This is a genomic window from Streptomyces sp. NPDC036984 (assembly GCF_055607665.1).
In genome coordinates this window covers 116,470-129,688 of sequence record NZ_JBVJRL010000009.1, presented here as the reverse complement: position 1 = coordinate 129,688, position 13,219 = coordinate 116,470, and the positions used below count along the sequence as shown (strand labels likewise).

Here is a 13,219-nt window from a genome sequence, read left to right as displayed (position 1 = left end):
GTCCTCGACGTACGGTTCTCACGTCCGTCCAGCTTATTACTCCGCGCGCGGAGTCCTCGGGCGGGCCCGGCAGCACATCTGCGGTGATCCCGGGCACCGGAGTCTTGACTCGGGAGGCGGCACTGGCGATCCTCATGGCGCGCACTTTACGTAGACATGACAAATCGGATGCGCGCGTGTCTTCGGGCCCTGACCGTCCCGTCGGTGGTCGCGCATCCCGCCGACCGAGGGACGTGGGCCGTGGCCATGACCAGCCGCCCGTACCGCCGACGCAAAGACGTCACCGTGGTGTCGCTGCTCCTCCTCGTCCTGGCCGTCGCGCTCGGTCCCACCCCGAGTGCGGCGGCCGGAGACGAGTGGTGGGTGCCGAGCTCACGGCCGGCGCCGGACTCCCGGATCAACGTCACCGGCGAGCCGTTCACGGGCACCGATGCCGAGGGCGAGGTGCGCGGGTTCGTCGACGCCCACGACCACCTGTTCTCGAACGAGGCCTTCGGCGGGCGCCTCATCTGCGGCAAGGTCTTCTCCGAGGCCGGTATCGCGGACGCGCTCAAGGACTGCCCCGAGCACTATCCCGACGGCTCGCTCGCCGTCTTCGACTTCATCACCAAGGGCGGTGACGGCAGGCACGACCCGGTCGGCTGGCCGACGTTCAAGGACTGGCCCGCCCACGACTCGCTGACCCACCAGCAGAACTACTACGCCTGGGTGGAACGGGCCTGGCGCGGCGGCCAGCGGGTGCTCGTCAACGACCTCGTCACCAACGGCGTGATCTGCTCGGTGTACTTCTTCAAGGACCGCAGCTGCGACGAGATGACGTCCATCCGGCTGCAGGCGAAGCTGACGTACGACCTCCAGGCCTACATCGACAGGATGTACGGCGGCACGGGCAAGGGCTGGTTCCGGATCGTCACCGACAGCGCACAGGCCCGCGAGGTCGTCCGGCAGGGCAAGCTGGCGGTCGTCCTGGGCGTGGAGACCTCCGAACCCTTCGGCTGCAAGCAGGTCCTGGACATCCCGCAGTGCGACAGGAAGGACATCGACGCCGGCCTGGACGAGCTGTACGCGCTGGGCGTGCGCAGCATGTTCCTCTGCCACAAGTTCGACAACGCGCTGTGCGGGGTGCGCTTCGACTCGGGCGGGCTCGGAACGGCCATCAACGTCGGCCAGTTCCTGTCGACCGGCACCTTCTGGAAGACGGAGAAGTGCACGGGCCCGCAAGCCGACAACCCCATCGGCTCGGCCGCGGCGCCCGGGGCCGAGGCGAAGCTCCCGGCGGGCGTGCGTGTCCCGTCGTACGACTCGGACGCGCAGTGCAACGTCCGTGGGCTCACCGACCTCGGTGAGTACGCCGTGCGGGGCATGATGAAGCGCAAGATGATGCTGGAGATCGACCACATGAGCGTCAAGGCCGCCGGCCGCGCGCTCGACATCTTCGAGGCCGGCTCCTACCCCGGTGTGCTCTCCTCGCACAGCTGGATGGACCTGAACTGGACCGACCGGGTCTACGGCCTCGGCGGTTTCATCGCCCAGTACATGCACGGCTCGGAAGGGTTCGTGGCCGAGGCGAACCGCACCAAGGCGCTGCGCGACAAGTACGACGTCGGCTACGGCTACGGCACGGACATGAACGGTGTCGGCGGCTGGCCGGGACCCCGGGGCGCCGACGCGCCGAACAAAGTCACCTACCCCTTCCGCAGCGTCGACGGAGGCTCCGTCATCGACCGGCTGACCACCGGTGAGCGCACCTGGGACCTGAACACCGACGGAGCCGCGCACTACGGCCTCGTCCCGGACTGGATCGAGGACATCAGGCTCGTCGGAGGCCAGGGCGTGGTGAACGACCTCTTCCGGGGCGCCGAGTCCTACCTCGACACCTGGGGAGCGACCGAGCGGCACCAGGCGGGAGTCAACCTTGCCGAGGGGGCGTCCGCCACGGCCGGTTCGACGGAGTGGAACCCGTTCGTCAGCTACGCGGCCGGCCGCGCCGTCGACGGCACCCGGGACACCCGCTGGGCCAGCGGCTGGAGCGACGACCAGTGGCTGCGGATCGACCTGGGCTCGACCCACCGGGTCGGGCGGGTCACGCTCGACTGGGAGCGCGCGTACGGGAAGTCGTACGGCATCCAGCTCTCGACGGACGGCGCGAACTGGCGGACGGTCTGGTCCACGACCACGGGCGACGGCGGCCTCGACACGGCACGGTTCGCCGGCACACCGGCGCGCTACGTCCGCGTCACCGGAACGCAGCGCGGCACTCAGTGGGGGTATTCGCTGTACGAGGTCGGCGTGCACAGCGGCTGACGAACGGGCCCGGCGGTGCCCCCCGTACTCACGGGGGCACCGCCGGGCTTCGCTGATCCTCGAAGGACCTACTCGGTGACCTTCAGCAGCTTGTTGGGCGTTCCGCTGCTCGGGTTGCTGATCTTGTCACTGGTGGCACCGCCGGTCAGCGCGGAGGCGACCTGAGCGGGGGTGGCGTCCGGGTGTCCGGCGAGGTAGACGGCGGCTGCTCCGGTGACGTGGGGGGTGGCCATGGAGGTGCCGGAGATCGTCTTCGTCCCCTGGTCGCTGTCGTTCCAGTCGGAGGTGATGTCCGAACCCGGCGCGTAGATGTCCACGAGCTTGCCGAAGTTGGAGAAGTCCGACTGGCCGTCGTCCTTGGTGCTGGACGCGACCGTGAGGGCCTCCGGGACGCGGGCCGGTGAGCTCTGCCCGGCGTCGGCCGACTCGTTGCCGGCGGCGACCGCGAACGTGACACCCGAGGCGATGGCCTTCTTGACCGCCTCGTCGAGAGCGGGGTCGGCGCCGCCGCCGAGGCTCATGTTGGCCACCGAGGGACCCTGGTGGTTCTTGGTCACCCAGTCGATGCCGGCGACGACCTGCTCGGTGGTTCCGGAGCCGTTGTCGTCCAGGACTCTGACCGCGACGATCTTGGCCTTCTTGGCCACACCGTGGGCGGCACCCGCGATGGTCCCGGCCACATGGGTGCCGTGGCCGTTGCCGTCGTCGGCCTTGTCGTCCTTGTCGACGGCGTCGAACCCGTAGGCGGCGCGGCCTTCGAAGTCCTTGTGGCTGATGCGCACGCCGGTGTCGATGACGTACGCGGTCACCCCTTCCCCGGCCTTGTCCGGGTAGGTGTACTTGCCGTCGCCCGCGGTGTCGTTCTGGTCGATGCGGTCCAGGCCCCAGGAAGGCGGCTTGTCCTGGCTGGCGTCGATGTGGAACTTCTTGTTCTGGACGACCGTGGCGACCGCCGGGTCCGCGGCGAGGCGCTTGGCCTCCGTCTCGGTGAGGCTGTCGGCGGAGAAGCCGTTGACCGCCGAGCCGAAGGTCCGGCTGAGCGTGCCGCCGTACTCGGTGGCCAGCTCCTTCTTCTCGGCCGAGGACGCCTTCTCGTCCAGGAGGACGATGTAGCTTCCGGCCACGGCTCCTTCGGCGTGCAGACCGTAGACCGTGCCTTCCGCCGGCTGTCCCGCCTGGGCGACGGGGGACACGTACAGGGCGGTACCGATGACGGTTGCGGTGGCCGCGATCGCGGTGACGGTCTTGGCCTTGCCTATGCGTTTGTGATGCGCCGTCAAGAGGGGTCTCCTCGTGGAGTGGGGGGATTTGCGTTCGAACGGCAGCGCTGCGCGTGCTCTGGAGCGTGCCGACTTGTCGCGAGCAGATCAATCCCCTGACGTGCCCCTGACACCTCACCGATGATCGATCTCCACAGGATTCCCGCACATCCGAGGCAACCCGACCGCAAACGTGCAGCCCCACACGCTGGTTGAATCGCCAAGGAAAGATCAAGAATTAACCGTGCCGATTTCTTCACCGTCTGCTCACGTGCGGGGGAACAGAGGACGTGGGAGCAGGCCGGGGCGATGGTGATCGGCCATCGCCCCGGCCTCCTCGGGAGTGCTCCGTGTCGTGTGAAGACGGCCCGGCCGTGTGCCGCCACCACCACCGGCCTGCGCAGCCGCTGAGCGGCAGCCGGGGCGCGGGCCTGCCGTGTTTCAGTGGAACCGGGTGGTGTACAGGCGGGCCTTGTAGATCTGGGCGCCGGGGCGGGTGCGGTCGCCGCCCTCGGAGAAGTGCACGGTGGGGCCGCCCCACACGGAGTCCTCCGCGTTGGGGTCGGTGGTCCACATGGTCTGGCCGTCGGCGTGGCGTACGTAGGACTTCGGGTACGGCAGCGACGCCACGGTGGTGAGGGTGCGGGTCGCCTTGTTCAGGGCGTAGACGTGGTGGCTGTCGGCGACCAGCAACGTGCCGGGACGGCTGTAGTCGGGCTGCAGGTCGTGTCCGTTGCCGGCGATGATGATGTCCGGCCCGTGCTTGACCAGCCGGGAGTCGCGCATCGATCCGGTGACGCGGTAGCTGCGCACGACGGTCCCGCCGGTCACCCACAGCAGCTCGTTCTGGTCGTCCCACAGGACGGCGTGCGCCTTGGTGAACTCGAGGGTCTGCACCTCCTTCAGGGTGGCCGGGTCGCTGCTGGAGGGGCCGAAGACGTGCAGCCGGTCCCGTGAGCCGGCGACCACGACCGTGCCGGCCCCGGGCACCCGCTCTATGCAGTGCGGATAGCTGGTGATGCGCGCCGACCACAGCAGATCCGCCCGGGTCAGATGCGCCTTGGCGGTCACGTCGACGATCGCGGCCCGGCCCTCGCCGGGGCTGCCGAAGGTCATCAGCGCGAGCATGCCGTAGCGCCGGGTGTCGCGGAAGCGGATCTCGAAGGGGTGGTCCCAGCCGGGGGCGTTGCCCGTGCTGAAGCTCCACCGGACGTTGGCGTCGGTCCATTGGGCGGTCCGGTCGAAGAGGAGGATCTGTCTGGTGCGCTGCTCGGTGATCGCCACCTTGTACGCCCCCGACGCGGGCGCACCGGATGCGGGCTGAGGTGTGTCCATGTGCCGTTCTCCTGGTCTGCTGTGGGACGACGGATGGACCGGGTCCCCGCGGGGTACCCGGTGGGCCCGTGCCGCGCCCGGCCGAGGTGGGTCGGGCCGGGGCGCGGCACGGCGTGGGGCGGGGCGGGGCGCGGCGCGGCACCGGGTGGTCCGGGAAGAGGGACCGGGCCGGTGTCCGGTCCCGGACCGGAAGGCCCGCCCCCCGTGACGGTCTTCCGGTCCGGGTATCGGTGGGTCAGAAGGTGCCCGCGTTGAGGGCCTTCTGGAGCGCGCAGGTGGTCTGCGCGTCCCACTCGCCGTCGGCCGTCGCGCCCAGGCGGCTGCGCAGGGCGGCGACCGTCTGGGGACCGACGATGCCGTCCCCGGTCACCTTCAGGTACCGCTGCAGCGCGGTGACGGTGAGCGGCCCGAAGGCCCCGTCCACTTCCAGCCCCGCCTGGTCACGGCCGTTGAGGGTGCGCTGGAGCGCCGCGCAGGTCGCCGGTCCGAACACGCCGTCGACCTCCAGCACTCCGGCGGCGGCCACGACGGCCTTCGGCCGGATCGGCTGCTTCCGGCCGGCCAGGGCGGCCTTCATCATCGCCGCCGACTGCGGACCGTACTCGCCGTCCACGTGCAGATGGTGGTCGGCCTGGAAGGTCCTGACCGCCTTCTGGGTGGCCGGTCCGAACTCGCCGTCCACGGTGAGCCCGGCCTTCTGCACGGTGTTCACATTCTTCTGGAGGGTCTTGACGGCCTGCCCCTTCGACCCCAGACGCAGGATGCCGTCGCCGGACGGCATCGGCGCGCTGCCACCCGTGTAGGCGGGGCGGCCGTAGCCCACGATGCAGGCGGAGGTGCGCCGCCTGCGGCGGAAGGCGTCGGAGGTGTTGCCCTCCAAGGTGGTGATGGTGCGGTTGGAGTGCACCGCCTCGACTATGCCGACGTGATCGATGGCGCCGATGGACCGGGAGCCGGACCAGTCGAAGAACACGATGTCGCCGGGGCGGATCCCGCCGACGCCGTAGTGCCAGCGGCCCTTCTTCTGGAAGGCGCGGGCGTGGGCGGTGGTGAGGGCGAACTTGCCGCCGACCGCGGACAGGTTGTCGGAGTGGGCGGCCGCGTAGCTGACGGCCATGTCGCACCACGGGCCGGTGAAGCCGTACCACTTGGTGATCAGGTTGCGGTTGGACCCGGGCGGGTGCTCGGTGGTGCCGAGCAGCTTGCGGGCGGCGGCGAGCATGCCTTGAGCGTTGCCCATGTCAGAACTCCACGTCTTCGGGAAGGGCCTGGATGTCTCCGGTCACCGCGTCGTCGGGGTTCTGGCTGACGCCGGCCTGGTCGGGGTCGACGTCGAAGATCCCCGCGCCGCCCACCGGATAGGGCGGCATCTCTACGGGCTCGGTCATGAGCGCTCCTTCGCTTGCGAATCGGATGTGGGGATGGATCGCCGGACGGTCCGGATGCGGCCGGCCGGCGCTGTGCGGCGTGCCGTGGCGGTGCCGCTGCACACCGAGTTCAGCGGCCGCGGAGTTGGTTAACAGCCCTCGTTCGTGCACGTAATCAATGAGCCGGACTCCACGCGCCGCCTGGCAGGCGCGCGGGCCGGGTTCTAACGTGAGGGCGCGGCGCGGGTGGGCGCGCCGGTGCGGTCAAGGGGGGACAGGGGATGGGGCGTCCGGAGAACCCGCTCGATCCGGAGGCGGGGCCGGTCCAGCGGTTCGCGGTCGAGTTACGGGCCCTGCGCGCGCAGGCCGGCGGGCCGACGTACCGCGCGATGGCGCAACGCACGCCGTTTTCGGCGGCGGCGCTCTCCCAGGCGGCCGCGGGTGAGCGGTTGCCGACGCGTGAGGTGACCCTCGCGTACGTCACGGCGTGCGGCGGGGACCGGGCCGAGTGGGAGAAGCGCCGGCAGGCCGTGGCCGACGAGTTGGCCGCCCTCCCCCGCGAGGACGAGGACGCGCGGGAGTCGCCGTACCGGGGGCTGGCCCGGTTCGAGCCCGGTGACGCGTCGGTCTTCTTCGGCCGGGACCAGCTCGTGGACGATCTGACGGAGCTGGTGCGCCGGCACCGGTGCGCGGTGGTGCTGGGGCCGTCGGGCAGCGGCAAGTCCTCCTTGCTGCGGGCCGGGTTGATCCCCCGGCTGCGCCGGCCGGCCGGCACCGGGGTACGCCCCGCCGCCCTCCGGATCCTCACCCCCGGCGCGCACCCCGTGCGCACCCACGCCGACAAGCTGCGGCCCGCCGGGGAGGCCGGTGACACGCTGGTCCTGGTCGACCAGTTCGAGGAGGTGTTCACCCTCTGCCCGGACCCGCAGGAGCGCGCCCGGTTCATCGACCTGCTGCTGGCGGCCCGCGAGCCGGGCAGCCGGCTGCGGGTGGTGCTGGGCGTGCGGGCCGACTTCTACGGCCGCTGTCTGGAACACCCCGAACTGGCGGGCGTGTTACGGGACGCCGCGGTGCCGGTGCCGGCCATGGGCCGCGAGGAGCTGCGTGAGGCGGTGATCAAGCCGGCCATGGCACAGGGCCTCACCGTCGAACGGGCGCTGACCGCCCAGCTGGTGGAGGAGGTGGCCGGTGAGCCGGGCGGCCTGCCCCTGCTCTCGCACGCGCTGCTGGAGACCTGGCGGCGGCGTTCCGGCCGCACCCTGACCCTGCGCGCCTACGAGGCGGCCGGCGGCGTACGCGGCGCCATCGCCCAGACGGCGGAGGACCTGTACGCCGGCCTCTCCGACAGCCAGGCGTCCCTGGTACGGCGGGTGCTGCTGCGCCTGATCGCGCCCGGCGAGGGCACCGCCGACACCTGTCGGCCCGTGGAGCGCGCCGAACTGGGCACCGACGACCCGCACTCGGCCGCCGCCGTCGACACGGTCCTCGAACGCCTGGCCCGCGCCCGGCTGATCACCCTCGACGGAGGCACCGTCCATCTCGCCCACGAGGCCCTCATCACCGCGTGGCCACGGCTGCGGGGCTGGATCGAGGACGACCGGCACCGGCTGCGGATCCTGCGCCGGCTCACCGAGGCCGCCGGCACATGGCGGGAACTGGGCCGGGACCCGGGCGCGTTGTACCGGGGTACCCGGCTGGCCGAGGCCGCCGAGGCCTTCTCCGCCGCCGACCGCAAACGCGAACTGACTCCGGCGGAGCGGGAGTTCCTGGACGCCAGCTGCGCCACGCGCTCCCGGGAACGGCGACGTCTGCGGGGGCTGGTCGGCTCGGTGTCCGTGCTGCTGGTGCTGGCCCTGGTGGCCGGCGTCGTGGCCTGGCAGCAGCACCGTACGAGCGAGCGCCAGCACCTCGCCGCCACCGCCCGCCGCGCGGCCACCGCGGCCGCCGGTCTGCGGACCACCGACCCGAGGACGGCGCTGCGGCTGAGTGTCGCCGCCTGGCGGCTCAGCCAGACCCCGGAGACGTGGTCGGCCCTCATCGGCGCGCTCGCGCAGCACGACCTGCCGACGTTCACCCAGCCCGCCGGCGCGGATTTCGACCGGCTCGGCCCGGACGGGCGCACCCTCATCAGCGCCGGCAAGGGCAGGATCGTCCGCCGGGACCTGCACACCCACCGGGTGATCGACAGTTTCCGCCTGCCCGGTGCGGGAGACGAGCCCACGGCCTCCGGCGATGTGAGCCCCGACGGGCGCTATCTGGCCGTCCCGGCGGAGGACGAGAGCATGCGCCTGCGTCTGTGGGACATCCGCGCCGCCCGGTACCACGGCCGAGCCGTGGGCCCTTCCGACACCGTCCGCGCCCTCCCGCCGAAACCTGCGCCGGGCGGCGGAGAGGGGCCCGGCGCCTGGCCGGCGGACTCGTTCCCGTTCACGGACGCGGCGTCCTGGTACGGCTTCAGCTCCAGCGGGCACGCCTTGATCTTCGTCACCGGCGGCCGGCTGGAGGTGTGGGGCGCCGGCAGCGGGCAGCGCCTCTTCACGCACTCGTCCCCCGCGGTGGGTTCCTCCGACGGGGGCGACACCAGCCCGGACAACCGGCTGGTGGCGCTGTGCACGCCGGACGGGGTCAACGTCTGGGACATGCGGGCGAAGCGCCGTATCGACACGGCCTGGCGAAAGCGGCCCGCCTGCCGGCCGGAGTCCGGGCTGCGGTTCTCGCCCGACGGCCGCACCCTGGCGATGGTGGACGCGACCGCCGTGCGGCGGATCACGGTCGGCACCGGACGTCAGCTGACATCGCTCGAACAAGTCTCGCCGCTCAGCTACGAGTTCAGCGCCGACGGCAAGCTGCTGGCGACGCTGGGCAGCAACGACATCCTGCTGTGGCGGCTGGACCACCCCCAAGCACCCGTCCTGCGCCATCCCTTGACCGGCACCCAGCCGGACGACCTGCGCTTCGACACCGCCGCTCGCATCCTGCGCTACACCACCGCCGAGCCGGACGAACGGACCATCGTCCACAGCCTCGACATCGGCAATGCGCTGAAGGCCCGCTGGGGCGAGCATGCCGTGGCCGCGGCGGCCCTCAGCGCGGACGGCTCCGTGCTGGCCGTCGTGGACAGCCGTACCCGTGGGGGCTCCCACCCGCGGATCTACGACGGGCGCACGGGACGGCTGAAGTACCGGATCTCCGCCGCCGGGCCGCCCCCGGCCACCAGTATCGCGGTGGGGAGCGACCCCCCGGTGCTGTCCCTGAGCGCCGACGGCAGTCGCCTCGCCTTCGGCTCGGGCCCGGCCGACCCGCTGGAGGGACCGACGCGCGTCACGGTGTGGGACACCGTCCGCAACCGGAAGCTCAACGAGATCAGGCCCTACCGCGGCGACGACTTCCTCGCCGGGCTGGCTCTCAGCCCCGACGGCCGGGAGTTGCTGACCACCAGCGACGTCGGCGCCTCCGTGACCGTCTGGAACGCCGACGACGGCGGCAGGCTCAGAACCGTCCGCCGCCACGGCTCGGGTGCGGAGAACGGTGTCGTCGACTACATCAGCGCCGTCTCCGCCGACGGCAGTGTCCTGCTGACCGCCTCCGGCGCGCTGGTCCCGACCGCCGGCCACGACCGGCCACGGGCGACGATGAACTGCGCCTGCGTCAGCGCCCTGAGCCCCGACGGAAGCCGGGTCGCCTTCGCGGACACCGAGGGGGGCATCACCTTGTGGGACGCGGAGCGCGCCACCTCGCTGGGTCTGCTGTCCGGCGGCTTCTTCAGAAGCGCCACGGGAGCGCAGGAGCAGCCGACCGCGCTGGCCTTCTCCCCCGACGGCAGCACGCTGGCCGCGGCCGGCTCACAGGGCACCGTACGGTTGTGGGACGTCACCTCCCGCCAGCAACTGGGCACCGACATCCCCACGGCCGGCGACGGCATCCTCGCCCTCGCCTTCACCGCCGACGGCAACGGCCTGTACGCGGCGGGCGGCCACGTGCCGGTCCAGCACATCGACCTTCACCCGCGACACGTCTCCGACGCGGTGTGCCGGCGCGCCGGCGGTGGGCTGTCCCGTGCGCAATGGCGGATGTATCTGGCGGATGTGGCCTATCGAAGGGTGTGTTAGGGCGGGCACTCGCACAGGGCGCCGGCAGCCGTCCTTTTCCACGGGCCGAGCGTGGGCGCCCGCCATCCACGGGCCGGGCAGGGGCACCCGCCATTCGGCGTAGTCAGGGGTGCGCACATGTGCTCCCCCACGGAGTCGGGGTACTCCATGGGGCCTCACGCGTACGGCCCGCCAACCGCCCGGGCGGCGGAGCTCCGGCAGGCACGGGCGGTGCCTCGAACACGCCGGGTGGCTTCGGCGTACGTGGAGCCGTGCGGCCGGTCATCCGACCGGCGTCCGCTGTCGGAGCGCCGCGGCGGGTGGACGTTCCCGGCGGGCGCCGTAGGCGATGAAGTACGCGGGCAGGCGGCGCAGCCAGGGCGAGCCGGTGACCAGGCCCGCGAGGCGCCGGGCCCGCTCGTCGCTGCCCAGGGGCGGCCGGCCTCCGAGGACCGGTTCGATGAAGCGGGCGTGCGCCGCCCGCTGGAGCGCCTGGGTGGCGACCGTGGTGGGACGGCGGCGGCGCTGCACCCCGCGTACGTCGCGCAGGCTCACGGCCCCGTGCCGCAGCGGCTGGACCAGATGGCGGGCGGCGGCCACGGCGTCCTGCACGGCGAGGTTGATCCCGATGCCGAAGACCGGGGACATGGCGTGCGCGGCGTCGCCGATGCACAGCAGACCGGGGCGGTGCCAGCGGCGCAGGCGGTCCAGGTGTACGTCGAGGAGCTTGACCTCGTCCCAGGAACGCAGGGCGTGCGTCCGGTCGGCGATCCAGGGGACGGCGGCGCCGAAGGCGGCCAGGAAGCGGTCCAGGCCGGCGGCGCGGCGCTCGGCGTCGGTGCCCTTGGGGATGAGCGCGGCGCACTGCCAGTAGTCGCCGCGGTCGATCATCGCGGTGAGGAAGCCGTCCCCGGCGCCGCCGACGAGCCCGGACGGGTCGCTCGCCTGCCGCGGCAGCCGGAACCACCAGGCGTCCATCGGGCAGGCGAAGCGGTGCAGTCCCAGTTCCGGCAGCGAGCGGGCCAGTGAGCCGCGGCCGTCGCAAGCCACGGTGAGGACGGCACGCAGCTCGCCGGTGCGGCCGTCGGAGGTGCGGTAGCGCACCCCGGTCACCCGCCCGGATTCGATCAGGAAGGAGGTCGCCTCCGTGTTCATCCGCAGCTCGAAGGCCGGCTCGCGCCGGGCCTCGTCGGCGAGCAGGTCCAGCAGGTCCCACTGGGGCACCATCGCCACATAGTTGTAGGGGCCGGGCAGCACCGAGAGGTCCCCGACCGTGACCGCCGAGCGGCCCTTGCCCACGGGCAGCCGGACGGTGCGGACCCGGCGCTGCGGCAGCCGGGCGAAGCGCTCGGCGAGGCCCAGGTCGTCCAGCAGGGCCAGGGTGGACGGGTGGACGGTGTCGCCGCGGAAGTCGCGCAGGAAATCGGCGTGTTTCTCCAGGACCGTCACCGCGATCCCGGCCCGGGCCAGCAGCAGTGCGAGCACCATGCCCGCGGGGCCGCCTCCCACGACACAGCAGGTGGTCTTCTCCATGGCCGTCCTGCCCTTCTCATGAGCAGTAATTCATCAACCGATGAATACCCTACCTCTTCCGCCCGGCATCCGGCACGGCGGTGCGGGACGGAGGGTCGCGTGTCGGCCATCCGGCCCGGGGAACTCGTTGCGCGCCCGGGCAGCGGCCGGGGCAGGGTGCCGGACAGGTACCGGGCAGATCGGGAGGTCTCATGACGACGGACGCCGCACGCTACGACGATCAGGGCGAAGTCCCGCTGGGCGGCTACGCCGTCCTCGCCTCCGTGTTCGCGGCGAGCGCCGGCACCTTCGCGTTGCTGGCCCGCCGCCGGGGCGTACGGCTGCCGTCGGAGGTGCCGCCCTGGGACGTGGTGCTGCTGGGCACGGCGACGTACAAGACGTCGAGGCTGCTGACCCGGGACAAGGTCACCAGCTTTCTCCGGGCGCCGTTCACGCACCGCGCGGACGTGGGCGAGGCCGGCGAGGTCATGGACGAGCCCCGGGGCAGCGGACTGCGGCGGGCCGTCGGCGATCTGCTGTGCTGCCCGTTCTGCGCCGGCGCCTGGACCGCCGGCGCCCTGGTGTGCTCCTACGCGGCGGCACCCCGGCTCACCCGCCTGACGTGCGGGGGCCTCGGCGCGCTGACCGTGGCGGACTGGCTCCAGTACGCCTGGACATGGACCCAGCAGACGACCGAAAACTGAGCGGCCGCGAACCGTGGGTGTGCGGCCCGGTGCTCTTCCGCTGCACCGCGCCACCGGGCTCCGGTGCCCCGGCGGCTGTGACCGGGAGCATGCCCGGGGTACCCGGTTCGTGCCCCAGCGCCCGCGGGACGGGCGTACCTCGGCACTTCGTGCGGAAGGGACGGGTCTCATGCGGCACGACGAGATGATGGGAAAGGTGCAGGCGCTGGCCCAGCTGCCCGACCGGGGCACGGCCGAGCGGGCCGCGCACGCGGTCGTGAGCACGCTGTCGGAGCGGCTGCCGTCCGGGCTGGCCCGGCATGTGGCCGCCCAGCTGCCGCCGGACATGGCGGCTGCCATGCGGGAGGCGCTCGACGCCTCCGTCGGGCACGACTCCGGTACGGCGAGCGAGCGGTTCGGGCTGACCACCTTCGCCGGACGCATCGCCGTCCGGGCCGGCACCGACGAGGACACGGCGCTGCGGGACGCGGCCGCCGTGCTGGAGGTGCTGGACGCCGCCCTCGCCCCGGAGCTGACGGAGCGGATGGCCGGGGCGCTGCCCGCGGACATCCGTGAGCTGCTGCCGGTGGGCCGCGCGGTCCAGGGCACCGAGGCGTCCGGCTGACGAAGGGGGACACACGTTCGGGGTGAGGTGCGCCGCACGGCGCGGG

9 protein-coding genes are annotated in these 13,219 nt (G+C 72.4%); 4 read left to right on the top strand and 5 right to left on the bottom strand.

Features of this window, described 5'->3' with window-relative positions; all coding sequences use genetic code 11:
• Positions 1 to 246 precede the first annotated feature (246 nt).
• Positions 247 to 2,304 carry a galactose-binding domain-containing protein gene (locus tag ACZ7DL_RS18820; RefSeq protein ID WP_470775395.1) on the top strand — a complete coding sequence of 686 codons (2,058 nt, stop codon included), beginning with the start codon at positions 247 to 249 and terminating at the stop codon, positions 2,302 to 2,304.
• Positions 2,305 to 2,372: 68 nt separating this feature from the next.
• Here the strand turns inward: ACZ7DL_RS18820 and ACZ7DL_RS18815 are convergent, their stop codons facing one another.
• From ACZ7DL_RS18815 to ACZ7DL_RS18800, 4 genes are all read right to left on the bottom strand, one after another.
• Positions 2,373 to 3,584 (bottom strand): S8 family peptidase, encoded by a 1,212-nt coding sequence (locus ACZ7DL_RS18815; RefSeq protein WP_470775275.1) that lies wholly within the window; start codon positions 3,582 to 3,584, stop codon positions 2,373 to 2,375.
• 420 nt (positions 3,585 to 4,004) lie between these two features.
• The gene (locus ACZ7DL_RS18810; protein ID WP_470775274.1) at positions 4,005 to 4,898 is read right to left on the bottom strand and encodes a DUF6528 family protein; all 894 of its coding nucleotides are present in this window, start codon (positions 4,896 to 4,898) and stop codon (positions 4,005 to 4,007) included.
• Between the two features lie 235 nt (positions 4,899 to 5,133).
• Positions 5,134 to 6,138: a peptidoglycan-binding protein gene (locus ACZ7DL_RS18805; RefSeq protein WP_470775273.1), complete on the bottom strand. Its 1,005-nt coding sequence runs from the start codon at positions 6,136 to 6,138 to the stop codon at positions 5,134 to 5,136.
• A 1-nt stretch (position 6,139) separates the two neighbouring features.
• Positions 6,140 to 6,286 carry a hypothetical protein gene (locus tag ACZ7DL_RS18800; protein ID WP_470775272.1) on the bottom strand — a complete coding sequence of 49 codons (147 nt, stop codon included), beginning with the start codon at positions 6,284 to 6,286 and terminating at the stop codon, positions 6,140 to 6,142.
• Between the two features lie 260 nt (positions 6,287 to 6,546).
• Here ACZ7DL_RS18800 and ACZ7DL_RS18795 point away from each other — a divergent pair, with 260 nt between their 5' ends.
• Complete coding sequence (locus ACZ7DL_RS18795; protein ID WP_470775271.1) at positions 6,547 to 10,374, top strand: nSTAND1 domain-containing NTPase; 3,828 nt, start codon at positions 6,547 to 6,549, stop codon at positions 10,372 to 10,374.
• 261 nt (positions 10,375 to 10,635) lie between these two features.
• Here ACZ7DL_RS18795 and ACZ7DL_RS18790 read toward each other — a convergent pair whose 3' ends face one another.
• Positions 10,636 to 11,886 carry an FAD-dependent oxidoreductase gene (locus tag ACZ7DL_RS18790; protein ID WP_470775270.1) on the bottom strand — a complete coding sequence of 417 codons (1,251 nt, stop codon included), beginning with the start codon at positions 11,884 to 11,886 and terminating at the stop codon, positions 10,636 to 10,638.
• Between the two features lie 191 nt (positions 11,887 to 12,077).
• On the opposite strand from ACZ7DL_RS18790, the gene ACZ7DL_RS18785 reads away from it, so the two are divergent.
• Together ACZ7DL_RS18785 and ACZ7DL_RS18780 are read left to right on the top strand one after the other, a co-directional pair.
• The gene (locus tag ACZ7DL_RS18785; RefSeq protein WP_470775269.1) at positions 12,078 to 12,569 is read left to right on the top strand and encodes a DUF1360 domain-containing protein; all 492 of its coding nucleotides are present in this window, start codon (positions 12,078 to 12,080) and stop codon (positions 12,567 to 12,569) included.
• A 169-nt stretch (positions 12,570 to 12,738) separates the two neighbouring features.
• On the top strand, positions 12,739 to 13,173 hold the full coding sequence (locus ACZ7DL_RS18780; protein ID WP_470775268.1) for a DUF2267 domain-containing protein: 435 nt from the start codon (positions 12,739 to 12,741) through the stop codon (positions 13,171 to 13,173).
• The last annotated feature ends 46 nt before the right edge of the window (positions 13,174 to 13,219 follow it).

Bases quoted from the DNA above. Each gene is read 5' to 3' on its own strand.
- ACZ7DL_RS18820 (WP_470775395.1), top strand. From the start codon at position 247: ATGACCAGCCGCCCGTACCGCCGACGCAAAGACGTCACCGTGGTGTCG.
- ACZ7DL_RS18810 (WP_470775274.1), bottom strand. From the start codon at position 4,898: ATGGACACACCTCAGCCCGCATCCGGTGCGCCCGCGTCGGGGGCGTAC.
- ACZ7DL_RS18805 (WP_470775273.1), bottom strand. From the start codon at position 6,138: ATGGGCAACGCTCAAGGCATGCTCGCCGCCGCCCGCAAGCTGCTCGGC.
- ACZ7DL_RS18800 (WP_470775272.1), bottom strand. From the start codon at position 6,286: ATGACCGAGCCCGTAGAGATGCCGCCCTATCCGGTGGGCGGCGCGGGG.
- ACZ7DL_RS18795 (WP_470775271.1), top strand. From the start codon at position 6,547: ATGGGGCGTCCGGAGAACCCGCTCGATCCGGAGGCGGGGCCGGTCCAG.
- ACZ7DL_RS18790 (WP_470775270.1), bottom strand. From the start codon at position 11,886: ATGGAGAAGACCACCTGCTGTGTCGTGGGAGGCGGCCCCGCGGGCATG.
- ACZ7DL_RS18785 (WP_470775269.1), top strand. From the start codon at position 12,078: ATGACGACGGACGCCGCACGCTACGACGATCAGGGCGAAGTCCCGCTG.
- ACZ7DL_RS18780 (WP_470775268.1), top strand. From the start codon at position 12,739: ATGCGGCACGACGAGATGATGGGAAAGGTGCAGGCGCTGGCCCAGCTG.